Here is a 25,165-nt window from a genome sequence, read left to right on the forward strand (position 1 = left end):
CGTTCTCCCTCCGCTCACCGTCGCCGCGTCGCGGGATCGTCGTCGCCAATGCGCGACTCCACGGCGGGATTTCCGCCCCACCGAGCGTGCTGCGGCATGTCCTCGCCCTTCATCAGGAAGGAGTCGGCGGCGAGCACCGCGCCGTCGCCCATCGTCACGCCGTAGTGGACGAGGGCACCGACACCGACGGTGCAGCCGGCGCCGACCGCGCTGTGGTCGGACTTGAAGGTGCCGTCCTCCTGCGAATGGCACTGGATTTTGCTCCCGGCATTGAGCGTGCAGTCGCTTCCGATGGTGGTGAGCGTCCGCTCCGTCACATAACAGCCGTCGTCGAACACCCTGTTGCCGATCCGTACTCCGAGCGACCGCCAGATCACGTTCTTGAAGGGGGTGCCGTTGAATACGTTCAGGTAGTGGTCGGGAACCTTCCACAGGCGTTCGTGCCACCAGAAGTACGGGTCGTAAATCGAGCACAACCGGGGCTGCAGCGGGCGGAATCTGGTGACGGCGCGCTCCAGCAGGATGAAGTAGGCCGCGGTGGACAGGAGGCCGAGGACCAGCGACACGGCTATCACCAGCTGCCCGAATACGCCGTGCAGGTCGACGGCAGCGAGACCGATCAACGTGAGGAAGAAGAAGTGAAGCCACCGTATGAAGAGGCCCAAGCCCATGGTGCGGATGTTGTAGCGGTTCTTCGCGGCGAGGTTCCGGCGCAGGTTTTCTCCGGTCCGCAGATGGTCGAACCGGGAATCGCGTTCCACCGAGCGGGGAATTTCGAAGGACGGTGAGCCGAGCAGCCCGACGCCTTCCCTGATTTCACCGTCGAGAGGAACCATCACCTTCGTCCCGAGAAGACAGTTGTCGCCGGTCCTCGCGCCCGAGGGATACGCGATGTGGTTTCCCAGGAAGTTGTGCGGCCCGATCGACGCCCGGGACACTCGGAACGACGTGCTGGAAAATTCCGCGTTCATGATGGAAAGCCCGTCGGCGACCATTGTTCCGCTGCCTACGGAGGCCAGATAGGGGGTCTCGTGCTGCACGTCCGAGCCGAAGTTCGACCCGGTCTGCTCCACCCGCGACAGGTCGTATCCGACACCGCGCAGATAGTCGACGACGTAGGAGCTGTCCCCGAAGAGCCAGAGGAAGAACCGCACGTTCGTCAGGCGCGTGATCGCCCTGTGAACCGAGTAGTGAAAGCCGTACAGCGGATAGATCCTGTCGGGCCTCATCACCAGGTTCAGCAGGCGCGGAACGGTGAGCAGCGTGGCGAGGCCGACGACGACGAATCCGAAGAACAGCACGAGGGAGACGATCAGCGCGTCGAGGTAGAGCGCCGGCGACGTGAAGCCCACGGCGCCGGGTGCGAGCACGTCGTCCAGCGCCGGGACCACGGTCAGCAGCATGTACATGCCCCCAACCGTCAGTGGCACGTACAGCAGGAACAACTGGCCCACGGTGAGCAGGCCGAACCAGGCACGGCGCAGCGTGCCGCAGTGCGTGGGAGCGACTCTCACGTAGTCGACTTCGGTGCGCTGGGCGGGCGATCCGTGCCACCGCTCGCCGTCCGGGACCCGCTGGCCGACGTACAGCGCCGACGTATGGCCAAGCTGCGCGCCGTCCCCCATCGACGTGTCGATGTCGAGGACGGTCTTCTCGCCGACGAACGCGTCCCGGCCCAGGGTGACCCGGCCGGTCTCGATACGTCCGGCGTGCGCGCGGTAGCAGAGGAAGTGCGAGTCCTTGCGGATCACCGTACCGGCGCCGATGCTGAGCAGGTCGGTACAGACCGGAACGGTGCGGGAGAAGATCGTGACGCTCTTGCCGATCCGGGCGCCGAGTGACCGCAGGTACAGCACGTACAGGGGATTGCCGACGAAGAAGATCATCGGGTTGGCGTGGAGCAGAACCTTGACGGTCCAAAAGCGCAGATACGTCAGCCCCCAGACCGGGAATTCACGGGCTCGCCACCGGCCGATCAGGATCCATTTGGCGACGACCGGAAAGGCGCACAGGCCCAGGAAGACTGCGCCACCGAAGAGAAGCGAACGCAGGTAGATGTCGACCGGCCCCGAGCCGTCGGAGACCCACTCGTAACCCCGGGCGGTGACGATTCCCGCCAGGAACGAATAGCCGAGGAACAGCAGCAACTGAACCGTTCCGCACAGGACGTACCGCAAAGTGCCAGCCGGTTCCACCACCTGGATCTGCGCCGGAATCTTCGATTCCGCAGCGGTGGGGGCGGTTTTTTCGAGCGCCACCGCGAGACTTCGGATTGTCGGGCTCCGGTAAATGTCCTTCATCGAGACCGACGGAAGGTCCGCGCGCTTCCTGACCTTTGCGCAGAAATGAGCCATGACGAGGGAATTCGCACCCAGGTCGTCGAAGAAGTGGCTGTCTACCGACACCCGTTCGACGCACACAACCTCGGCCAGCACTTCGGCAAAGTTCTTCTCGGTGTCGGTCACCGGGCCGGCGTATCCGCGCTCAGCGAATGCGGATTCATCCGGCGCGGGCGTCAGAACCTCGACAGATTCTTCTTCCATGCGAACCCCTGAAGAGAATTCCTCCGGTCGCGAATCATCATCTCCGAGTCTCCGTCATCCACTGCCGGGCTGCCACTCGAAGCCGATTGCCCGTCAAACTCCTTTGCATACGGAGAGTTGATGAGTGATCAGAGGAGAGTCACGCCGTCAGGGGCCGGTCTGCCGGGGAGACCGGGGCCGGGAGCACCGTGGAGCCGGTCAGGTAGTGGTCGGTGGCCGCCGCCGCGGCCCGTCCCTCCGCGATGGCCCACACCACCAGCGACTGGCCGCGTCCCGCGTCGCCCGCGATGAACACACCCTCCGCCTCGGTGCGCCCGGTCCGCTTGTGCTGCTCCGCCGACGCGGCGGCGAAGGCGGTGTCCCGGGCGAAGTTCCCCCGGCCGTCCAGCGCGAGCCCGAACTGCTCCATCAGGCCGCTGTTCCGCTCCGGGCCGCAGAAGCCGAGGGCGAGCAGCACCAGCTCGGCCGGTATCGCCCGCTCGGTGCCCGGCAGCGGTCTTCTGGACGCCGGCTCCACCTCCGTCAGGTGCACCGCGCGCACGTGGCCCGCCGATTCCCCTTCGAAGCTCAAGGTGGCACAGGAGAAGACCCTCGGATCCGTGCCGTGGCGCTCCCGGGCCTCGTGATGGGCGTGGGAGATCCGGTAGACCTTCGGGTACACGGGCCACGGCTCGGTCTCGGGCCGTGTGTCGCCCGGCACGGGGTTGATGTCCAGCTGCGTCACGGAGGCCGCACCCTGGCGCAGCGCGGTGCCCAGGCAATCCGATCCGGTGTCCCCGCCGCCGACGATCACCACGTGCCTCCCCTCGGCGGTGAGGGGAGGCGAGGTGCAGTCGCTCTGCCTGGTCCGGTTGGACAGGGTGAGGTAGTCCATCGCCTGATGAATGCCGCGCAGTTCGCGGCCGGGAACAGGCAGTTCTCGCCGCTCCGTTGCGCCGACGGCGACGATCACCGCGTCATGGCGCGTCCACAGCTCGGTGGCGTCCAGGTCGCTGCCGACCCGAACGCCGGTGTGGAACTTCGTACCCTCGGCCCTCATCTGCTCGATACGGCGGTCCAGCTGCCACTTCTCCATCTTGAAATCGGGAATGCCGTAGCGCAACAGCCCGCCGATGCGGTCGGCGCGCTCGTACACGGCAATGGTGTGGCCGGCCCGGGTGAGCTGCTGAGCTGCCGCCAGTCCGGCCGGTCCCGACCCGATGACGGCCACGGCTTTCCCGCTCAGCCGCTGCGGCGGCCGTGGTGGTACGTACCCCCGCTCCCAGGCGTGGTCGGCGATGGCTTGTTCGACGTTCTTGATCGTGACTGGATCGGCGTTGACGGCCAGTACACAGGCGTCCTCGCACGGTGCCGGGCACAGCCGCCCGGTGAACTCGGGGAAGTTGTTGGTCGCGTGCAGCCGCTCGGCCGCGGCGCGCCAGTCGCCCCGCGCCGCGTACGCGTTCCACTCCGGGATGAGATTCCCCAGCGGGCAGCCGCTGTGGCAGAAGGGTATGCCGCAGTCCATACAGCGCCCTGCCTGCTGGGACACGAGAGGAAGCAGCGGCTGCCCTGCGTGGACCTCGTTCCAGTCGTTCAGTCGTTCCTCGACGGGACGCGCCCCGCTGGGCCTGCGCGGGGTCCTGAGGAAGCCGTAAGGATCAGTCATGTGCGCCGCCTCCAGCGCCGGTCCGCGATGCATTACGGCACTTTCGCCACTTTACGCGCCCTTCATGGCGTTTTCACTCGGAGAGGGCTGTGAGTTGCATGCAGGGGGCACGTTCCTATGGCCATACGAGGACGGCTACGACCGAAGCGGAAATGTGGGGCGTGGACGGCACACGGCAGGAGGAGCCCGAGGCTTGCGGCTCGTCGACACCGACGGGGCGGGCGGCACTCCACCGCACCGAGGACCGGCGCTGCTACATCGTGACCCAGCCGACTGTCGGCCGAAGCCCGCCTGCTACCCCACGTGTGAGCTGTCCCCGCCGACGCGGGTCCGATGCCGCTTCATCGCCGACGGAACCCACTCCCTGTCGGTGGGGCCACGGACGCGCACGAAGGCGTCTGGCTGGGCTGGTTCCGGTCAGGCGTCCTCCACCGCGAACACGCGACCGTCCACGTCGGGTCTGCGGAGTTCGGAAACGTCCTCATCAATTCTGACCAGCCCGGTAACGCTTGAGCCGTGGCGTCGTTGCCCCGGGCGTGGTGAAGACCGCCCCTCAGAAGGGGCAAACGACAATCCGGCAGCTCCCTGAACAGAAGGTCCCGGCACAGCGTGCGAGTCGCCGTGCCGCTCGGGTGCTCGTCCTCGCCTGCCTGGCCGCCTGCTGCGCGGTCTGGGTCCTCCTCGGAGTCGACAGCCGTCCCTCCCCCGAGAGCTGGACGCCGCCCACCGCCGAGTCCCTGCGTGCCGACGAGTTCCTGGCCTCCCGGTTCAAGACCGGCGAACCGCATCTGGCGCTGGTGGCCACCTCTTCCGGGCCGGTCGACGGCCCGCGTGCCACGCGGGCCGGCCAGAAACTGCTCGACAGTCTCGCCGCCGATCCCCGCACCGAATGGGTCCGAGGGTACTGGCCGCTCCGGCTCCCCGAGTTCCGTACGGACGATGGCCGTCGCGCGCTGGTACTGGTGCGCTTCCGCGGAGACGAGCAAGCCGTGCGTGCCGCCGCGAATGACGCGATGGCCCGCTACACCGGGAAGACCGGGCCCGATGAGGCACTGCGAGTCTCCGCGGGGGGCGAGGACGCGGTCCTCTCGGAAAGCGAACATCTCAGCGAACGCGGTCTGCTCCTGGCCGAGCTCGTCGCGGCCCCCGTGATCCTGCTGATCCTGCTGTGGGTGTTCTCCAGTGCCGTGGCCGCGCTGCTTCCGGTCGTGGTGGGCGCGTTCGCCGTGGTGATCGCCGGGGCATGCCTGCGGTTGCTGGACGGTGTGGTGCCGGTGTCGGCCTTCAGCGTCAGTGTTACCACCGCCTTGGGTTTCGGGCTGGCCGTGGACTACAGCCTGCTGCTCGTCTCCCGCTACCGGGAGGAGGTCGCGGCAGGCAACGCCCCGGACGCGGCGGTGCAGGTCACGCTGCGAACTGCCGGACGCGCCGTGGCGTTCTCCGCCGCCACCGTGGTGGCGGCTCTGTGCACTCTGCTCGTCGTCCCGCTGCCGCTGCTGCGATCTCTCGCCTTCGGCGGCACCGCGATCGTCATCACCTCCGCCGTAGGGGCGTTGGCCGTCGTGCCTGCGCTGCTCGTGGTGCTCGGACCACGTATCGACAGCGGAGACGTCTTCGCCCGACTGCGCCGACCGCGCGGCGGGCGCCGGGAGGGCGACTCCTGGGCCCGGCTGGCGCACTGGGTGGTGAGAAGGCCGACGGCCGTCGCCCTCGCAGGCTTCACCTTCCTGATCCTCCTTGCCGTACCGGCGCTTCAGGTGCGGTTCGGTGTGTACGCCGACGCGACGCTCCCGGATTCCTCGCCGGTCGCCTCGACAGCACGGACCCTGCGCACAGAATTCGGCGCCGCCTCGTCGGGCGCCCCCTCCGTCGTACTGCCCGGCCTCAACGCCACGGCGGACCCACGCGCCCGGGCGGCGCTCGACGGATACGCCCGCAGACTGTCCCACGTCCCGGGAGTGGCCCGGGTGGACACCGTCACCGGGACCTACCGTGCCGGGAAAGTGTCACCACTCCCGGCAGTCCGGGCGGCGTCATTCACCGCCACATCGGCCAGTCGACTGGCCGTGACCCCTCAGACGTACGCCCGCGCGCCGCTCACTCCTGAGGGGAGCCGGCTGGTGGAACGGCTCCGCCTGATTCCCGCACCGGTTCCGGCTCTCGTCGGTGGTCCGGGAGCCCGGCTGGCGGACACCGAGAAGGTGATGACGGACCGGCTGCCGCTCGTGGCGGTACTCGCCTGCGGTGGGACCTTCCTCCTGCTGCTGGTCTACACGCGCAGTCTGCTCGTGCCGGTGAAGGCCGTGCTCCTGAACATGCTGAGTCTGGCCGCCACCTTCGGAATCCTGGTCGCCGTATTCCAGGAGGGCTGGTTTCCCGGTGTGTCTCCTGCGGGCATCACCGATGTGCTCATCCCCCTGATGTTCGCGGTCGCTTTCGGCCTTTCCATGGACTACGAGGTCTTCCTGCTCTCGCGGATCCTTGAGGAACACCGGCGCGGCAGCCCCACCCCGCTCGCCGTGGCGACCGGTCTCCAGCAGACAGGCCGGCTCTTCACCTCCGCCGCGCTGGTCTTCGCCGTGTCGATGTCCTCTTTGGCACTGTCCGGGCTGTTGCATCTGCGCGTGGTGGGCATCGGCCTCGCGTTGGCCGTTCTGGTGGACTGCACGGTTGTACGCGCACTGCTCGTACCCGCCGTGATGCAACTCGCGGGCCGGGTGAACTGGTGGCTGCCCGCCTGGCGGGGAGGCCGTCAACGCGAGGCAGTACCGAAGACGTGGTCCCAGTAGGGGCAGCTCACGCCGAAACCACGCCGTTCGTCCTGGAAGTGATGGCGCAGATGGCGGTTGCGCAGGCGCCGCCCCAGGGCCGTGGAAGGGCGATGGTGGTGCATGTGGAAGTGCAGGACGTCGTACACGACGTAGCCCGCGATGAATCCGCCGGTCAGGGCGGCGCCCGGCCCCGCTCCCGCCAGCAGGTGAAACAGCTCGTAGGCACCGTATGCGCCGGGGACGCTGACCGAGGGGGGCATGACCAGCCGCCGGGGATCGTTGGGGTGATCGTGGTGGACCCCGTGCACCATCCAGTGCGCCCGGCGCCCCCATGCGCTGCGCGGGGTGAAGTGGAACAGAGCGCGGTGCACCCAGTACTCGGTCAGCGTCCATACTCCGTAGCCGAGCAGACAGTACGCCAGGAGCAGGAGCACCCCGGTGTGCCGGACCGCCCAGGCGAGCAGCAGAAGTACGACCGGACCGTGCAGCAACGGGGGTACGGCGGGATGCACACGAGTGAAGCGGTCGAGGAACCGTGACCGGAACATCGGCGGAGACGCTCGCAGCCGGTCTGCCCGCCCGGCGCTCTCGTCACACCGCAGTGACTCATTCGCTGTCATCGCGTCTCGCCTCCGTCACCACTGCGCGCTCATTGCGCATCCTTGCCCGTCCTCCTCACCCTTCTGATCACAGGGGCCGCTGATAGATCCGATAGGTCTTGGACCGCTGTGCTCCCATCCGCGCGATGGCCTGGTTCATGGCGTAGTTGTCCTCGAGAACCCAGGACAACTCGCCGCCTTTGTAGCCGAGTTGGCGCCCGGCCTGTGCGAGGCGCGTGTACAGCAGTGCGTCGAGGCCCCGGTGCCGGTATTCCGCCTTCACTCCCAGGGCGATCAGTCGGCACCGGTCGATCCTCCGGGCGGCTCTGGTGGCCCGGATCAGGCCGATGGGCAGCCCGTATCGGGTCAGTCGACCACCGGCCACCTTCAGCGCCTGGTTGGCGTCGGGGACGGCGAGACAGAATGCCGCCGGGTCTCCGTCCACCTCCGCGACCAGAACCAGTTCGGGCCGGACGATACGCCGAAGCTGCGCCGTGAGGTGGCGGAACTCCCCCTCCGTGGGGGGTACGAAGCCCCAGTTCCGTTCCCAGGCGTTGGTGTAGATGTCCCGCAGCCGCCGCTCCTCGGCGTCGAAGTCGCTCAGATCGAGCTGCCGTACGCGAACGCCACCGCGCCCTTCCGCCCATCGCGCCAGCTGGGTGAGGGCGCCATCCACCGGCGTTTGCGTGGTCCACTCCCAGGCCCACAGATCCTTGGCCTTGGTGAACCCGCAGGACAGCAGCAACTTTTCGTGATGGGGCGGGTTGTACGGCATCAGGATGGTCGGTGATGAGGAGAAACCCTCCACGAGCGTGCCGCATTCGCCGTTGGTCGAGAAGCTCACCGGCCCCACCGACGAAGTGAGCCCGCGGACGCGCAGCCAGTCCCCGACGGCCTCGAACAGCGCCTGGGCCGCCCCGGTATCGTCCGCGCACTCGAAGAACCCGAAGAATCCGTCACTGCCACCATGGTGGGTGTTGTGCCGGGGGTTGTGGATGGCGGCGACACGTCCGACGGGCCGGTCTCCCCGATGAGCGAGGAACAGCTCGGCGTCACCGAACTCGAAGAACGGGTTCTTCCGGGGATTGAGGAACGCCTTGCGCTCGCTCTCGAGAGGCGGCACCCAGCAGGGGTCGCCCCGGTACAGCCGGTACGGCAGTCGGATGAACTCCCGGCGCCGCGCGGCGCCGCGCACCGCCGTGACCCGGGGCGGATCGGCCAGGGCACGCGACACGGCCGTCACGCCGTCCCCTTCACCGGCTCCGCCTCGCGGGCCTCCTCGTCCTCGGCCAGGGCGGCGGCGATCAGGCCGACTGCGTAGTCGATGTCCTCCTCGGTGTGCTCCGAGCACACGCCGAGCCGTAGCCGGGCTCCGCCGATCGGCACGGCCGGAGGGAACAACGGGCAGACCAGCAGGCCGCGTTCGGCCAGCCTCCGGGTGACGCGCGCGGTGCGGTCCATGGTGCCCACCGGCACCACTACCACGTGGGCGGCGGAGTCGGCCGTGCCGACGCCGACGGCGTGCAGCCGGGCGCGCAGCGTACGCGCGTTGTCCCCGAGCCTGCGCCGCCGCTCGGCGCCTTCTTCCGCCAGCACCGAGAACGCCGCCAGTGCTGCCCCGACGGTGCCGGGCGGCAGGCCCAGGGACAGCAGATAGGCGTCCGCCGAGTGCCTGAGCAGCGTCACCACGTCGGTGTCGGCGCAGACGAATCCCCCAGTGGAGGCGAACGCCTTGCTGAACGTACCCGTCACGACGTCGACCCGGTCCAGCACACCGCACAACTCGGCCACGCCCCGCCCCTGAGGACCGAGCGTGCCCGCACTGTGCGCCTCGTCCACCATGAGCAGGGCGTCGTACCGTTCGGCCAGATCGGCGATCTCCGCCAGAGGGGCGAGGTCACCGTCGGCGCTGAACAGGCCGTCCACGACGATCAGCCGCCGCCCCGACCGTTCCGGCCGACTCGCCGCACGGAGCAACTCCGCCAGATGCTCGGGGTCGTTGTGCCGGAAGACGTGTGTGGTGGCTCCGGACAGCCGGGTCCCCATGGTGATCGACTGATGGTTGAAGCGGTCGGCGAAGACGTGGTCGCGCGGTCCGGCCAGGGTGCCGAGTACGCCCAGGTTGGCCTGCATCCCGGTCGGGAAGAGGAGCGCGGCGGGGTGCCCCGACCAGGCGGCCACGGCGGCTTCCAACTCCTGGTGCAGCTGGGTGTATCCGCCGACCGCCTGGGTACCGTACGTGCCCGTGCCGAACCGGCGGGTGGCGGCGAGCGCGCCTTCCAGCACCTCCGGATGCCGGGCAAGCCCGAGATAGTCGGCTGATCCGAAGACGGTGACCGACTGGCCGGAGGTGTTCCCCGAGCCGGGGCGGGCGTGGGGCACCCCGATCCGGGCCCGGGTCGTCGCGGCCTCCGTGATCAGTGGAAACAGCGGATAGGTGCCCTCCTGCTGCCAGCGGTCCACCAGGTCGAGCGTGCTGCTGTGCGCGGGCCCGAATTCCATCGGTGGTCTCACCTCTCTTTCTCGCTCCTGTGCGTGGTGCGGGCCTTACGTGGTGGTGCGTGCGCCGCGAAGAATCTCTCCGGCGGCCGTGTCCCGGACGGTCTCGCAGCTGCCGCCGTACACGCTGAAGACACGGACATCGCGCAGCGCGGTCAGCATGCCGGGGACGGACTCGTCGTCCCGGAAGGCGCCGGGCCCGGACAGCCGGGCGCATTCCTGTACGACCCGCTGGGCCAGCCGGGCACTGGCCGTCTTGGCCAACGCGGCGTCCAGCTGATCGTCGGCGCCGCCGATCCGTTCGGCAGTGGCGTCGACGTACATCTCGGCCGCCTCTAGTTCGGCGTCCCACCAGGTGAGTTCGGGCATCGCCGGGTCCGTCGGACCCACCAGATGTAGCGTTCGCTCCAGTGCCCAGCGAGCACAGGCCAGGGCTCCCGCCGCGATCGCCAGACGCTCCTCCGGGAGGATTCTCGCCAGGAGGGCCATGGCCAGTCCGGGGCGTCCGAGCACGGCTTCGCGGGGCAGTCGGCAGTCCTCAAAACTCACCCGTCCGGTCGGGGAGGCGTGCAGCCCTGCCGTCGTGAGCGGCGTGACAACGACCCCGGGCAGATCCGCGGGGACGAGGAACAGGGTCAGGCCCAGGGCCGAGGTGCCGGGGGTGGTGCGAGCGAGTACGACCAGGACATCGGCCAGGGGCGCGTTGGTGATGAATGTCTTCTCGCCCCGCAGGACCCACCCGTCCGGTTCGGACCGTGCCGTGGCGGCAACGGAGCGGACCAGATCGGATCCGCCGGCGGGCTCGGTCAACGCGACCGAGGCGACGGTCTCGCCGGCAAGGACCGGGCGCAGCCACCTGTCCCGTTGTCCGGGGGTGCCGTGGCGGGCCAGCAGAGGGGCGACCAAGTGCGTCAGCACCGACAGACTGGTGCACACTCCGGCGGCCGGCTCACGCATCACGGCGCGGCCGAACGCGATGCCGTGAGTGAGGTTCAGCCCCAGTCCCCCCTGGTCCACGGGTACGCCGATGCCGAACACCCCGGCTCGGCCCATGGTTTCGAACAGGGAACGCGTCACGCTCCCCTGCCGCTCCCAGCGCTCCAGATGGGGTGTGATCTCGGCGTCGACCAGGACGCGCGCCGACTCGCGAAACGCTGCGGGAGAGCTTGGATCGAGCATCGTCGCAGCGCGGAGCGGCGTGGCCCGCTTCACCGCAGGCTCGCCAACGCCGGTTGCCTGGCCCGCCCGACCGTCTGCGGGGAGGACGCCTCGCCCACCAGCCGTTCGCGCATGCTGTCCACCAGCCGCTGCTGTCCGCCGAGCAGTACGGGGGCGAAGACCGCTTCGCGATAGGCCGCGGCGATCGGATGCCCGTCCATGAACCCCTGGCCTCCGAAGAGCCGACAGGCGGTGCCTACCGACTTGGGTACCGCCCGGGAGACGAACACCCCAGCCCGCACGGCACGGTCCCACCGGGCGGGTCCGCCCGCGGTGGCTGCCCGCCGCGTCACCGCGTGGCACATCCGGACCTCCGCGATGGCTTCGGTCAAGGCGTGCAGAAACGCCTGGCGGTCCGCCAGGGCGCCGTCCTGAAACGGCCTGCGGGTCGCATACCCGAGAACATCCGCGACGGACTGCTGGGCCAGGTCGGTCAGCAGCCGGGCGAGGCTCAGCCGGGTGGCCGCCACGGCGTCGCCAAGGAGCGGAGCATGCTGCTTCACGGTGCCCAGCAGCGCGTGGTCGGGCACGGGAAGCGCGGTCACCTCCAGCCTGGCGAACCGGGCACCGGCCAAAGCGCCGAATCGCTGTTCCCGTACGTGCGTGTGCGCCGTGCCGAGGGGCAGCAGAAGCAGTACCGGACGACCGTCATGTCGGCGAACGCCTTCGGCGAGCACCGCCCGGGCGTCGGACAGACCGAGAACATGATCTGCGTGTCCCCGTGCCTCCAGGCGACCCGGTGGCCCGTGCAGTGCGATGTCGCAGTGAGTGCCCAACAGACCGTGGGTGCTCGCGTGGCTCAGTGCGGTACTCACCCGGTCCGGCCGTGCCGAGGAACCCGGTGCCAAACGGTCGAGCAGCGGCAGGGTCAGCTGCTCGGCAACTGTCCCGAGCACGGCCCCGCCCAGCCCCGCGTCGTCACCCCGGTCAGGCGTCGGCATGAGAGGAACCCCGGCTCGTCCCCTCGCCCAGCAGGTCGAGGAACGCGCCGAGAGGGAGGGTGGGGACGAGGCTCTCGGCGAACACCGCCATGTCGAACTCCACGTGGTAGCGGGTCTCGACATCGGCCACCATCTCCGCCAGCAGCAGTGAATCGAGCCCGAGTTGATCAAGCGTGGCTCTATCGGAAAGCGCCTCCGTGCCGACACGCAGCCGGGCGGCCAGACGTCGTTTGAGGTCCTCCCGGTCCGGCACCTGACGGGCTGCCTCGGTCGACGTCGGCGCTGTTTCCACGGGTGTCCTCTTCCTCTGCCTTGTTTCGGTCTTCGCGTTGCCACTCGGGAATCCGTGCGTGTCAGGCGGCGTGGCCAGGACGCCGAGTGTTCAGGACTCCGCCGACGCGGCCGGTCTCACTCCGGGAGGGAGCTCTCCCGCCATGGCGGCAGCACCCAGGCTGAGCCGGCGCACCTTGCCGCTGGCCGTCCGCGGCAGCGCGCCTCGCCGTGCGATGTAGACATCGCTCACCGGCACCCGGAACTCACGAAGTACGGTGAGCCGGGCGGTGTTCACCAGCGCGGCCTCGTCCACTGCCCCGGTGGCTGCCCTCCGGGCGTCCGCCAGTTCCAGGAACAGCACGAGGTCCTCGGTCGCCGCTGTTTCCCGGGCCACGGCGACCGCGGCAACCGCTCCGAGGGTCTCCGGCGAGGCATCGAGAACCGTCTGCTCGATGTCTGTGGGGGCCAGCAGCCGTCCCGCGTACTTCACGGCTTCCTTCGAGCGCCCGATCACATAGAGCTCGCCGTCGGCCAGCGCACCGAGGTCCCCGGTCGGCACGAGGCCGTCGTCCCCGGCCGCCGGACGTCGTACACCGTCGGGGCCGATCGTCCAACGGGCCGCCGACGCTCCACCGATCCGGATCTCGCCGACTCGCCCTTCGGGCAGTTCTCGCCCGTCCGGGGCGACGATCCGCACCTCGGTGCCCGGCAGCGGGGCGCCGTGTCCGATGAGTTCCCGCACGCCGCCGCTGTCGTCGGCCGACTCCGGCGAGGATCGGGGCCGAGGCAGCGGAACCAGTCGTCCGCGCTCCAGCGCGGCCGTGTCGAAGCGGCGCACCACCGAGCCGACCAACGGGCCCCGGCAGGCGACCGCGACACAGCTCTCCGCCAGCCCGTAAGCCGGCAGAAGCACATGGCGGCGCATCCCCTGCCCGGCGAACGTCTCCTCGAACCGCTCGCAAAGCCGCGGCGCGACACGCTCCGCGCCGATGACGGCGACGCTCAGCGCGGACAGGTCGACGCCGGCCAGCCGGGCGGGCGCACGCCCGGCGGCGCGGGCGGCCATCTCGTAGGCGAAGGGAGGTCCGGTGGTGTGCGTGGCGCGAAAGTCGCCCAACTGCTCGATCCAGCGCAGCGGATCACGTACGAACGAACCCGGCGGCAGCGCCCGGAAGGCGAATCCCGCGTACAGACTGGCCCAGAAGCTGCCGATCAGGCCCATGTCGTGGGAGAGCGGGAGCCACGACACCGAGCGCCCGGCTGCCATGAGCCCGATGCGTTCGGTGATGGCGCGCAGATTCACGGCCAGGTTGCGGTGGGTGAGAACGATTCCTCTGGGGGCGGCGAGACTGCCCGAACTGAACTGGACCATGGCGACGTCGTCCGGATCGGGCGTGGCTGCGGGCGCTTGTGCCCCATGGGCGGCGACCCGCTCCGGCACCTCTGCCAGCGACAGATGCGCCACCGTCAGTCCGGCGGCGCGAGTCTCTTCCGGGCCGATCATCGGTGCGCCGTCCGACACATACCAGCGCGCTCCTCCGACCCGCAGCGCGGCCAGGGCCCGGAACCGTTCCTGGGTATTGGCTCCGAGTCCTCTCGGCACACCGGTCGGCACCAGGACAGCCCCGCAGAGCGGGATCGCCAAGGACGCCACCATCGCCACCGTGGTGCTGTCCATCTCAAGTGCGACGGCGTCGCCCCGCTTCACCCCGTGCCCGGTGAACCATGCGGCGCGTTCCACGACGCGCGCCCAGAACTCGGGATAGGTCAATTCCGCGTCGCCGGCCGCCCCCACCGTGGCCGGCACCCCCGAGCGAGCGTGCGTGCGAAGAACCTCGGTCAACGTCGCGCACGGCCGCGCAAGGTCCCCGTCGTGCGCCACCAACTGTTCCTCCTCAACCCGCTGTCAGGACTGCTTCTCCTCAACGAGCAACGACACTAAGGGTAACTGGCTGAATACGGACCGTATTCAACGTGGTACGGTGCCGTTCCCGGCGACGCCTCACAATGTGCCCTTGGGCGCCCTCGAGCCGGTCGCCACCGGCACGAGCAAGGAGTCGTACGGTGACCCGCTACAGCTTCGACGATCTCGCCGGGCAGAGGTTTCTGGTCACCGGTGCCACGGGCTTCGTCGGACGACGCCTGTGTGCCCGACTCACCGCACGGGGCGCCCGGGTCACAGCCCTGGTGCGAGAAACCTCCGTCCGGTCCGGCCTCCCCTCCGACGCACGGCTGATCGTGGGCGATCTCACCAGCACGGAGGGTGCTGAGGCGGCGCGCAAGGCGGCCGACGTTGCGGACTGCGTCTTCCATCTCGCCGCAGTGGTCAAGTCCCGGTCCGCCGAGGGCTATTGGCGCTGTAACGCGGCGGGCTCCGGACGACTCGCCGAGGTGCTGGCCTCGCTGCCGTCCCCGCCGCGCCTGGTCGTATGCTCCTCGCTGGCCGCCGCCGGTCCTGCCCGACCGCGGCAGCCGCGAACCGAGGACGAGCCACCCGCCCCTGTCTCCCACTACGGGCGCAGCAAGCTCGCCGGAGAGCTTGCCGTCCGGGAACTGGCCGACCTCCTGAGAGTCGTCGCGATCCGCCCGCCCATCGTGTACGGGCCGGGCGACCCGGCGTTCCTGCCGTCCCTGCTGCCGATGATCCGCAGCGGGCTCGTCCTCAAAAGCGGTTTCGGGCCGAGGCATTACTCCGTCATCCACGTCGACGACTTGTGCACGGCGTTGCTCGCGGCTGCAACACGGGGCAGGACGATGTGTCCCGACGTCCCGGACTCGGGTGTCTACACGGTCTCGGACGGCACGGAACACACCTGGCAAGGGATCTGCCGGACAGTGGCCGACGCGCTGGGCCGCCGGCCCCCGCTGGTGCTCCCCGTTCCGCACACCGTGACGCGGGGGGTCGCCGAGTGCGCCGAAGCGCTGGGGCGGCTGCGTGGGTTCGTACCACCCCTCAACCGGGACAAGACCCGGGAACTGCGCTGCGCGGCATGGACGTGCTCAACCGAACGGGCCCGCACGGACCTCGGGTTCGTTCCGTCGATCTCACTGGCCGAGGGAATTGCCGCCACGCTCAAGGGCTGAGCGGCCGACGGCGCGGGGGCGTCCGGAGGGCCCTACGCGTCACAATGCCGCGCGAGCGGAAACGGCCGAAAGGTCCTTCATACAGGTCAGTAGCCACGACCGCCCGTCGCCCCAGGTCACAGAGTTCGCCGGCCCCTTCCGGGACTGGCGCCCTGCGCTCCGTCACTCTCCTCGGCCGCACACCGGCATCGCGGTACTCACTACCCACCTGACACCCCATCAAAGCGAGCGTCACGCCCACACCGCACATAATGCGCACCGGAAAACCGCAGGTCAGGGTCGATCCGGCGTCTACGGCCAGGAGCGGCGCTCATCCCACGTGCGGGCGGCTCGGCGGGGCGCAACGTCCTCACCGACGGGCAGGGCATGCCGCTCGCCGTGTTGCTGACGGGCGGAAACCGCGACGATGTCACCCAGTTGCTGCCCTCTGCTCGACAAGGTACCCGCTGGCCCGCGTCGTCGGGCGGTCGTTTTGCTCGCCGACGTGGCTACGACCACGACACGTACCGGCGCCTGCGTAGTCGTGCCGAAAGGGTGCCCCGCATGTGTGCGTTCGCACGAGCACGGGGCACCCCTGTCGATCCGGGTGGAGAGTTAGTTCCCCTCGGTTTCGAAGGTGCGCAGCAAATCGGCAGCGACGCTCACGGCGATGGTCGCGGGTTCCTTGCCAGTGATGTCGGCCAGCCCGATCGGGGTCTTGATCCGATCGATGGTGGCCTCATCGTGACCGCCCTCGGTAGCGAGGCGTTTGCGGAACCGCACCCACTTGGCCGCCGACCCGATCAGCCCGATGGAGCCGAGATGGGTTGTGCGCAAGGCGGCGTCGCACAGAGCGGCGTCCTCGGCGTGATCGTGGGTCATGATCAGGATGTGGGTGCCGCGCGGCAACACCTCCAGCACCTCCTCGGGCAGCAGCGGCGTGTGATGCACGTGCACCTGCGCCACCGCATCTGCCAGTACGTCGAGCCGCTGCTTCGTGAGGAGGTCGGAGCGGCTGTCGATCAGATGGAGGTCGATATCCTGACGGGCCAGGATGCGCGCCAGTTCCAGCCCGACGTGCCCGACTCCGAAGATCGCCACCGCCCGTACCACCCGCAGCGGTTCGAGCAGCACCGAGACCGTACCGCCGCAGCACTGCACACCATGCTGGTTGGTCACTTTGTCGTTCAGGGCGAAATCGATCAGCTCCGGCTCCGGCTTGGAGGCGGCGATCATCTCCCGGGCCCGATCTATCGAGACGGCCTCGACATTGCCGCCACCGATCGAGCCCCATGTCTCGGTCTGCCCCACAACGAGTTTCGCACCGGCGTCGCGCGGGGCATGGCCGCGCACGGTCGCGACGGTCACCAGCACGCCGGACTCCCGGCGTGCTCGCAACCGTGCGACCGCGGCGATCCACGTCATGTCAGGCACCGCTCAACGCATTGGCGTTGGCGGCGTGTCCGTTTACGGCGTAACCGTTCGGGGAGGCATCGCCCTGGCGAACCGCCTGGATCGCCCAGTACACCGCCTCCGGCGTCGCCGGCGAGGCCAACTCGACGCTGACCCCGCTCGGCCCGAACGCGGCGGCGGCCTGCCGCAACGCTTCTCGCACCGAGAACGCCAGCATCAGCGGAGGCTCACCCACCGCCTTGGACCCGTATACCGCGCCCTCTTCGGTGGCGTTCTCCAGAAGCGTGACGTTGAACTCCTCGGGCATCTCCGAAAAGCTCGGCAGCTTGTAGGTGCTCGCGGCCTGGGTCAGCAGCCGGCCGCGGTTCGGCCCGTCACTGGCGTCCCAGCGCATGTCCTCGAGCGTCAGCCAGCCCGCCCCCTGCACGAAACCACCCTCGACCTGACCGATGTCGATCATCGGGGACAGGCTGTCGCCGACATCGTGCACGATGTCCACCCGCCGGATGCGGTACGCGCCGGTGAAGCCGTCCACCTCCACCTCGGCTGCGGCGGCGCCATGGGAGAAGTACTTGAACGGCGAGCCCCTGAACGTCTTCGCGTCCCAGTGCAGACCCTCGGTCCGATAGAAACCGGCCGCCGACAATTGAACTCGCTGGAAGTACGCGGTGCGCACCAGGTCGTCCCAGCCCAGCTCCTTGTCGCCGCCCAGCGTGCGCGCGACGCCCTCGACGATGCGCACATCCGAGGCGTTCGAACCCAGCTGGCCGGCGGCCACCTGCAGCAGCCGCTCGCGCAACTGCTCGCAGGCGTTCTTCACCGCCCCACCGTTGAGGTCTGTCCCGGCACTGGCGGCGGTGGCAGAGGTGTTGGGCACCTTGTCGGTTCGCGTCGGGGCCAGCCGCACCTTGTGCAGCGGGATGCCCAGCGTGGTCGCGGCCACCTGCAGCATCTTGGTGTGCAGGCCCTGGCCCATCTCGGTGCCGCCGTGGTTGATCAGGACCGAGCCGTCCTTGTAGATCAGCACCAGCGCGCCGCCCTGGTTGAAGGCGGTGAGGTTGAACGAGATCCCGAACTTGAGGCCGGTGACCGCGAGTGCCCGCTTGGTGTGCGGGTGCGCGGCGTTGAAGGCGGCGATCTCGCGCTTGCGATCGGCGATGCCGGCGTTGTCCTTGACCTGCTCCCAGACGGCGGAGATCCGTTCGGGACGGACGACCGGCTGTCCGTACGGCGTCGACTGGCCCCGCCCGTAGAAGTTGCGCTCCCGCAGCTCCATCGGATCCAGGCCGAGCAGCGGCGCGCACCGGCCCATGATGTCCTCGATCACCAGCATGCCTTGCGGACCGCCGAAGCCGCGGAAGGCGGTGTTGGAGACCTTGTTGGTCTTGGCGATGCGTCCGGCGATGCGCGCGTTGGGGATCCAGTAGGTGTTGTCGATGTGGCACAGCGCTCGGGCCACCACCGGCTCGGAGAGGTCCAGGCTCCAGCCTCCGTCCGCGGTCAAGGTGGCGTCCAGGGCCCGGATGCGGCCGTCGGCGTCGAAGCCGATCTTCCACTGGGCGTGGAACCCGTGCCGCTTACCGGACATGGTCAGGTCCTGCGTCCGGTTGAGCCGCAGCCGAACCGGCCGGCCGGTCAGCTTGGCACCGAGCGCGGCAATGGCCGCGAACCCGTGCGGCTGCATCTCCTTGCCGCCGAAGCCGCCGCCCATCCGCAGACACTGCACAGTCACCTCGTGACTGTGCAGACCGAGCACATGCGCGACGATCTCCTGGGTCTCCGAAGGATGCTGGGTGCTGCTCTGGACGAACACCTGCTCGGCCTCGTCGATGTGGGCCAGCGCCGCGTGCGTCTCGAGGTAGAAGTGCTCCTGGTCGGAGAACTGGAACTCGCCGGTGAACACGTGCGCGGAGTCGGCGAAGCCGGCGTCCGCGTCGCCGGTCAGCATCACGGGCCGGGCGCCGTGAAAACTGTCGGCTGCGATGGCGTCCTGCAGCGTGACCACGGAGGGCAGTTCGTCGAGTTCCACCTCGACGGCCGCCGCACCGAGCCGGGCCGCTTCCAGGGTCTCGCCGAGCACCCAGGCGACCGCGTGGCCGTAGAACATGACCTCGTCGGGGAACAGCGGCTCGTCGTGCTTCATCCCGGCATCGTTGACGCCGGGCACGTCGGCACCGGTCAGCACGCGGACCACACCGGGCACGGCGAGCGCGGGCTCGGTGCGCAGCGCGGTGATCCTGCCGTGGGCCTTCATGACCTGGACCGGGTAGGCGTGCAGCACGTCCTTGGTGCGATGGACCAGGTCGTCGGTGTAGAGCGCGGCACCGGTGACGTGCAGGGTCGCACTCTCGTGCGGCATCGATACGCCGACGACAGGCTTTTCGGGGCGCTCGGACAAATGACTCATGACGACACCGCCTCGGTGTTTGTCGCGGGTTGCGCGTACAGCTTCAGCAGGCTCTGGCCGAGCATCGCGGAACGGTAGAGGGCGCTGGCGCGATGATCGTTCATCGGTGTGCCCTCGCCCCGCAGCACCCGGGCCGCGGCCTCGACGGTCTCCGCCGCCCACGGCTTGCCCTCCAGGGCCGCCTCGGTGGCGAGGGAGCGGATCGGGGTGGCGGCCACGCCGCCCAGACCGATGCGTGCCTTGCGGACGATCCCGTCCTCGATGTCGAGCGCGAAAGCGACCGCCACGCTGGAGATGTCGTCGAAGCGCCGCTTGGCGATCTTGTGAAAGGCCACGACCGGCGACAACGGCAGCGGGATGCGCACCGAGCGGATCAGCTCGCCGGGACGGCGCACGCTCTGCCGGTAGCCGGTGAAGTAGTCCGCGAGCGGGACCTCGCGCTCACCGTCGGCGTCGGCGAGCACCACCGTTGCCTCCAGCGCGAGCAGCACCGGCGGGCTGTCACCGATGGGGGAACCGGTACCCAGGTTGCCACCGAGGGTCGCACCGTTGCGGATGAGCCGGGATGCGAACTGCGGGAACAGCTCTGCCAGCAGCGGGACATCGCCGTCGAGGCGACGTTCGATCTCGGTGAGCGTCAGCGCCGCCCCGATCTCGATGCAGTCGGATTCGACTCGCAGCTCACGCAGTTCGGAAAGCCGGTCGATGGCGACCACGCAATCCGCCCGGCGGGAACGGATGTTCACCTCCACGCCCCAGTCGGTGGAGCCGGCGACCACCACCGCGTCGGGCCGCTCGCGCAGCAACTGCAGCGTTTCGGCCAGGGTGCTCTTGCGCAGGAACGCGGTGTCGTCCTGGGTGTAGTCGGTGGCAACCGGTTCCGGCGGGGACTGCTCGCGACGCTGCGCCAGCGGGTCCTCATCGGTGGGCGTACCGACGGCGAACGCGGCATCGCGGATCGGGCGATAACCGGTGCAGCGGCACAGGTTTCCGCTCAGCGCGTGCAGATCGAAACCGTTCGGACCGTGCTCGGCGTCGGTGCTGTCGGTCGAATCCGCGCTGTCGGCCGAGTCCGCGTGCGCGCAGCGGTCGGGTCGGTAGTACTCGGCGGCCATGCTGCAGACGAATCCCGGTGTGCAGTAACCGCATTGGGAGCCGCCGCGGACCGCCATCTCCTCCTGCACCGGGTGCAGGGTGGGCGGCCTGCCGGGTTCGCCGGCGGTGGCGAGACCTTCGGAGGTGATGATCTCCTGGCCGTCGAGCGCCGCGACCGGGACCAGGCAGGCGTTGACCGCCACCCAGTCGGTGGGCTTGTTCACTCCAGTACGGGCCACCAGGACCGAACAGGCGCCGCATTCACCCTCGGCACAGCCCTCCTTGGTGCCGGTGAGGCCACGATCGCGCAGAAATTCCAGCACTGTGGTGTGGGGCGCAGCCGGTGAAATCGGTGCTTCTTTTCCGTTGACCGTGATCCGCGCCGCTACCATGACAGGCCTTCGTTTCGGAGCGCGATCGGTCGATTCATCATGTTCGCCAATTTCAGGCAGCTTTCTGTGTTCAGACGCGCCAAGTGAGAGGAGCGGGCGCAAGACGGCACGCAGCAGCGACGTGCTGGGAAGTGGTGACGGGAAACCCGGAATGTGCCAAGGACCGGCACATCAGAACGGCGTGCTCAGCAGCCGTGCGCGATCCGACCCGGAACCCAGACCGTGCACTGGGCGAGGCGACCGAGATCAGAGCTGGTGTTCATCCGCTGGTCGCCTCCTTTCGGGAGTTATGGGTCGGCGTCTAGCGCAAAGTAGTGGCTGGGGTCACCGAGGTCAAGAGGTTGACCTCGGTGTCTCGAGGACCGATCGGCTGCCGACGGCGCTGCGACCGTCGGGGGTCCGTACGGTGCCGGAGAAGGTGGCCGGGCGGGTCGGACTCTTCGGCGCCGTAGCTCCCGGCAGCGCCACATCCCGAAGCGGTGCGGGCCGCCCCCCCTGCCCAGCCGCGCAAGCCAGGTCGCCCTCAGGGAGCCGAGCATGGGGGAACGGTCGGGTCGCGACCGCCTACAGCCCGTACGTCTTGCCGATGATGTCGCGCTGGATCTCGCTCGTACCGCCGTACACCGTGGAGACGACGGTCGAGCGCAGCAGGGCCTCCATGCCGTACTCCGTGGCGTACCCGTAGCCGCCCATCATCTGCATCCCCTCCAGCGCCACGTGCTTGGCGAGCTCGGTGCACTTGAGCTTGGCCATGGACGCCTCGCGGGCGAAGACGCGCCCGGGCTCGGCGTCGGTCGAGGCCGCGACATCGTCCACCAGGAGCCGGGCGCACTCGAGTTCGGTGGCCATGTCCGCGATCCGGTGCTTGAGCGCCTGGAACGAGCCGATCGGCCGGCCGAACTGCTCGCGTTGCCGCACGTACGCGACGGTGTCGTCGAAGGCGCGCCGTGCGGTGCCCAGCATCAGCGCGGCGAGGATCATCCGCTCCAGGTTCAGCCCGGCCATCAGCTGTGGCCAGGCCCGGCCCGGCGTGCCGACGACCGCCGAGTCCGGGACGAAGCAGTCGGTGAAGTACAGGTCGTTGACCTCCCGCCCGCCCATCGTGTCGATGCCCCGGATCTGCAGGCCCCCGGCGGCGGCGGGCACCATGAACTGGGTGAGCCCCTGGTGCTTCGACTCCTCCTTCGACGTACGGGCGATGAGCAGGATGTGGTCGGCGAAGTGCGCGTTGGAGCACCAGGTCTTCTGACCGTTGATCAGGTATCCGCCGTCGGTGCGCTCCGCGCGGCAGGTCAGCGCGCCCACATCGGATCCCGCGCCCGGCTCGGACATCGAGATGGCCTCGACACGCCCCTTGGTGACGCCTTCGAGTACGACGCGCTTCTGGCTTTCGGTGCCGAACTTCTCGTAGGCCGCCGCGGCGATGACCGTCGTACCGAAGCCGCTGATCGGTGCGAGCCCGTGGGCGGTCTCCTCCAGGAAGAGGCACAGGTCCGTCATGCCCCGGCCCGCGCCGCCGTACTGCTCGGGGACGACGATGCCGAGCCAGCCCAGCTCCGCCATCTTCTCGTAGAGCTTCTGGTTGTGCGGTTCCTGGCCGCCCGCGGTCAGCTTGTCCCGCTGTTCCTTGGTGCCGCACTCGCGGCGGCAGAAGGCGCCGATCGCCTTGACCAGGTCGCGGCGCTCGTCGTTAAGAACTCGGGGCATGGTGTGCGTTCCTCCGTGAAGCGGTGGGAAGCAGTGTGAGTCGCGCTGTGCTAGTCGTCCCGTACGGCGGGGAAAACGGTGTGGAGCAGGTGGAGCACGGTGCGGGTGAGGATCACGTGCAGGTCGCTGCGGCTGAGCGTGCCGCGTACCAGCCATTCCCGGGAGGCGGCCTTGAGCATGGCGCTGTGGGCGCGGATCATCGCCCGGAGCTTGGTCCGCCCCTCGGTGACGTCGGTCATCATCGCGGCCTCGAGGATGCGGTCGGTCGCGATCTCGTCCGCCTCGAGCATGATCCGGTCGATGTCCGGGTCGTTGCCGAGGGCTTCCAGGCCGATCGCGGACAGCCACATCTCCCGGTTCCGCTCGACGACTTCGAGCCATCGGTCGACGCAGATGGACAGGCGCTCCTCGGCGGTCGTCGGGGGCAGCCGCTGGGATACGGAGGCCGGTACGACCATCATCTGCCGCACCACCTCCAGGTAGAGCTCGCGCTTGCCGCCGAAGTAGTGGTTGATCAGCGCGCGGGCCACGCCGGCCTCGGCGGCGATGTCCGAGACGGACACCGTGGTGTAGCCGTTCGCCCCGAAGAGCCTGCGTGCGACGGTGAGGATCTCGGCGCGTCTCGCGTCCGGCTCCATCCTGCGTCGCTGTGTCTGGCGCTGACCGGTCATACCGTCGGTCCTTCTCGTTGTCCTGTGGTTCACGACGGACCTATGTGTACATCGACTCGATCGTCGCGGCGTACCGGGCGTGGATGACCTTCCGCCGCAGACTCAGCTTCGGGGTCAGCTCCCCGGACTGCGGGGTCCAGGGCCCGCCGAGCACCTCGTACTTCTTCACCTGCTCCGCGCGGGAGAGGACGGCGTTCGCCTCGGCGACCGCCTGGTCGAGGGCCGCGAGCACGTCGGGGTGGCGCGAAAGTTCTCCCAGGTCGGCGGTGGCGATTCCGTTCGCCCCTGCCCACAGGGGGGACGCCTCCTCGTCGAGTACGAGCAACGCGGTGACGTACGGACGCCGGTCGCCGATCGCGACGGCCTGGCCGACGAGGGGGTGCGCACGCAGCAGGGACTCGATCCTCGTCGGGGCGATGTTCTTGCCCCCACTGGTGATGATGATCTCCTTCTTGCGGTCCGTGATGTGCACGAGGCCCCGCTCGTCGACCGTGCCGACGTCGCCGGTGGGCAGCCAGCCGCTCCCGTCGGTGGCCGTTTCGATGCCGCCGTCGGCCGTGAGGTAGCCGGGGAAGACCACGGGGCCGCGTACGAACAGCTCCCCGTCGTCGGCGGCCTTGACCTCGATGCCCGGTCCGGGGCGTCCTACCGCTCCGAGGGCGAATGCCTCGGGTGTGCTGACCGTTGCCGCTCCGGTGGTCTCGCTCAGGCCCCACACCTCGTACACGGGGAGCCCCGTGCCCGCCATGAACTCCAGGACGGCGGTGGCGATCGGGGCCGCTCCGCTGAAGGCCCGGTGGCAGTCGTCCAAACCGAGGGCGGCCCGCATCGGCCGCAGCACCTGCGCGTCGAGCCGCTCCGCCTGTGCCGTCAATCCGGGCGGGACCTCCTTGCCGGCGGACCGCAACCGGAACACGTCGACATTGACCCGCTGCGCCTCCGTGATCCGCGCGGACTGCTCTTCGGGGAGCGCGGCGAGCTTCCCCCGCAGTCCGGCGGCGAGCTTCTCCCACACGCGCGGGACACCGAAGAAGCCGTGCGGCCGCACCGCGCGCAGTGTCGGCAGGAGTTGGGCCAGGTCCGGACAGATCGTGACGTGGCCGGCGTTGCAGATCGGCATGTAGATCCCGAGCACCCGCTCGGCGATGTGCGCCATCGGCAGGTACGCCACCGTCCTCGGATGCGGTGGGACAGGGGCGAGCTGATCCTGCATCAGCGACTCGTGGATCGCGTTGCGGTGGGAGAGCACCACACCTTTGGGCTCGCCGGTGGTGCCCGAGGTGTAGACCACGGTCAGCGGTTGGTCGGCGGTGGCCGCGTCCGTGAGGATCTCGAACGTGGCGTCGTCAGCCGACGTTCGGCCGCGCAGGTCCGCGTAGGGGGTGAGCGCCAGGTCGCCGGGCGGGGCGACGTACGGGTCGGGGACGGCGTACGGGTCGATGATGACGACGGCCCTCAGGTCCGGCAGGTCCTTGAGGACCGGCTGCCAGCGCTGCAGCTGTTCCGCGTTTTCCAGGACGAGGACGGTGGCCGCGCTGTGCCGGGCCACGAAGCGGATCTGCTCGGTGCTCAACGTGTCGTACACGCTGCAGGGCAGAGCCCCGAGGTGAACGGCGGCCAGGTCGGTGATCCAGTGTTCCGGTCGCTTGGACATCGCGATGAGCATCCGGTCACCACGGCTCAGGCCGAGCGCGGCCAGGCCCCGGGTGACGGCGGCGACCTCGCCGCGCAGCCGTGACCAGGACAGCGTCGTCGTGTCGGGACCGATCCCCGAGGTGAGCGCGGGCAGGTCGGCGTAGTGCCGAGCGTTACGACGGAGCAAACGGGTGATCGTCAGCTCATCGACGGACTGGCGCAGCGGCTCTGCTGTGGCCACGGCGGGCTCCCTCCCTCACACACCTTGGGCGGACTCGTTGAGCGGCCTT

At 69.2% G+C, this 25,165-nt stretch carries 17 protein-coding genes; 2 read left to right on the forward strand and 15 right to left on the reverse strand.

The window, feature by feature from the left end; genetic code table 11:
- Window positions 1-14: 14 nt before the first annotated feature.
- Window positions 15-2,543, reverse strand: coding sequence for a Pls/PosA family non-ribosomal peptide synthetase (locus ABZX79_RS25040; protein WP_355261797.1), 2,529 nt, complete (start codon window positions 2,541-2,543; stop codon window positions 15-17).
- Between the two features lie 139 nt (window positions 2,544-2,682).
- Window positions 2,683-4,191, reverse strand: coding sequence for a glutamate synthase subunit beta (locus tag ABZX79_RS25045; RefSeq protein WP_355261800.1), 1,509 nt, complete (start codon window positions 4,189-4,191; stop codon window positions 2,683-2,685).
- Window positions 4,192-4,823: 632 nt separating this feature from the next.
- Between ABZX79_RS25045 and ABZX79_RS25050 the strand changes: the two genes are divergently transcribed.
- On the forward strand, window positions 4,824-6,980 hold the full coding sequence (locus ABZX79_RS25050) for an MMPL family transporter (RefSeq protein WP_355261803.1): 2,157 nt from the start codon (window positions 4,824-4,826) through the stop codon (window positions 6,978-6,980).
- Here the strand turns inward: ABZX79_RS25050 and ABZX79_RS25055 are convergent.
- From ABZX79_RS25055 to ABZX79_RS25085, 7 genes are all read right to left on the reverse strand, one after another.
- Window positions 6,944-7,582, reverse strand: a complete 639-nt coding sequence (locus ABZX79_RS25055) for a sterol desaturase family protein (RefSeq protein ID WP_355261807.1) — start codon at window positions 7,580-7,582, stop codon at window positions 6,944-6,946. The two genes, ABZX79_RS25050 and ABZX79_RS25055, sit on opposite strands and share 37 nt — an antisense overlap.
- A 67-nt stretch (window positions 7,583-7,649) precedes the next feature.
- Window positions 7,650-8,804, reverse strand: a complete 1,155-nt coding sequence (locus ABZX79_RS25060; RefSeq protein ID WP_355261810.1) for a GNAT family N-acetyltransferase — start codon at window positions 8,802-8,804, stop codon at window positions 7,650-7,652.
- Window positions 8,801-10,063, reverse strand: coding sequence for an aminotransferase class I/II-fold pyridoxal phosphate-dependent enzyme (locus ABZX79_RS25065; RefSeq protein WP_355261813.1), 1,263 nt, complete (start codon window positions 10,061-10,063; stop codon window positions 8,801-8,803). The genes ABZX79_RS25060 and ABZX79_RS25065 overlap by 4 nt, the downstream gene beginning before the upstream one ends.
- Window positions 10,064-10,108: 45 nt before the next feature.
- A complete protein-coding gene (locus ABZX79_RS25070; RefSeq protein WP_355261816.1) occupies window positions 10,109-11,239 on the reverse strand; it encodes an acyl-CoA dehydrogenase family protein in 1,131 nt (376 codons plus the stop codon).
- Window positions 11,240-11,268: 29 nt separating this feature from the next.
- Window positions 11,269-12,219, reverse strand: a complete 951-nt coding sequence (locus ABZX79_RS25075) for an acyl-CoA dehydrogenase family protein (RefSeq protein ID WP_355261819.1) — start codon at window positions 12,217-12,219, stop codon at window positions 11,269-11,271.
- Window positions 12,206-12,511 carry an acyl carrier protein gene (locus ABZX79_RS25080; RefSeq protein WP_355261822.1) on the reverse strand — a complete coding sequence of 102 codons (306 nt, stop codon included), beginning with the start codon at window positions 12,509-12,511 and terminating at the stop codon, window positions 12,206-12,208. The genes ABZX79_RS25075 and ABZX79_RS25080 overlap by 14 nt, the downstream gene beginning before the upstream one ends.
- A gap of 90 nt (window positions 12,512-12,601) precedes the next feature.
- The gene (locus tag ABZX79_RS25085; RefSeq protein ID WP_355261825.1) at window positions 12,602-14,299 is read right to left on the reverse strand and encodes an AMP-binding protein; all 1,698 of its coding nucleotides are present in this window, start codon (window positions 14,297-14,299) and stop codon (window positions 12,602-12,604) included.
- Between the two features lie 257 nt (window positions 14,300-14,556).
- On the opposite strand from ABZX79_RS25085, the gene ABZX79_RS25090 reads away from it, so the two are divergent.
- Window positions 14,557-15,576, forward strand: coding sequence for an NAD(P)-dependent oxidoreductase (locus ABZX79_RS25090; protein WP_355261828.1), 1,020 nt, complete (start codon window positions 14,557-14,559; stop codon window positions 15,574-15,576).
- 594 nt (window positions 15,577-16,170) lie between these two features.
- Here ABZX79_RS25090 and xdhC read toward each other — a convergent pair.
- From xdhC to ABZX79_RS25120, 6 genes are all read right to left on the reverse strand, one after another.
- Window positions 16,171-16,980: a xanthine dehydrogenase accessory protein XdhC gene (xdhC, locus tag ABZX79_RS25095; RefSeq protein WP_355261831.1), complete on the reverse strand. Its 810-nt coding sequence runs from the start codon at window positions 16,978-16,980 to the stop codon at window positions 16,171-16,173.
- A 1-nt stretch (window position 16,981) separates the two neighbouring features.
- Complete coding sequence (xdhB, locus tag ABZX79_RS25100; RefSeq protein WP_355261834.1) at window positions 16,982-19,375, reverse strand: xanthine dehydrogenase molybdopterin binding subunit; 2,394 nt, start codon at window positions 19,373-19,375, stop codon at window positions 16,982-16,984.
- Window positions 19,372-20,862 (reverse strand): FAD binding domain-containing protein, encoded by a 1,491-nt coding sequence (locus ABZX79_RS25105; protein ID WP_355261887.1) that lies wholly within the window; start codon window positions 20,860-20,862, stop codon window positions 19,372-19,374. The genes xdhB and ABZX79_RS25105 overlap by 4 nt, the downstream gene beginning before the upstream one ends.
- 564 nt (window positions 20,863-21,426) lie before the next feature.
- A complete protein-coding gene (locus ABZX79_RS25110; protein WP_355261837.1) occupies window positions 21,427-22,569 on the reverse strand; it encodes an acyl-CoA dehydrogenase family protein in 1,143 nt (380 codons plus the stop codon).
- Between the two features lie 50 nt (window positions 22,570-22,619).
- A complete protein-coding gene (locus ABZX79_RS25115) occupies window positions 22,620-23,240 on the reverse strand; it encodes a helix-turn-helix domain-containing protein (protein WP_355261841.1) in 621 nt (206 codons plus the stop codon).
- A 40-nt stretch (window positions 23,241-23,280) separates the two neighbouring features.
- Complete coding sequence (locus tag ABZX79_RS25120; protein WP_355261844.1) at window positions 23,281-25,116, reverse strand: AMP-dependent synthetase/ligase; 1,836 nt, start codon at window positions 25,114-25,116, stop codon at window positions 23,281-23,283.
- Between the last annotated feature and the right edge of the window lie 49 nt (window positions 25,117-25,165).

The sequence above is a fragment of the Streptomyces sp. NPDC002994 genome (assembly GCF_040611155.1).
Taxonomy (GTDB): Bacteria; Actinomycetota; Actinomycetes; order Streptomycetales; family Streptomycetaceae; genus Streptomyces.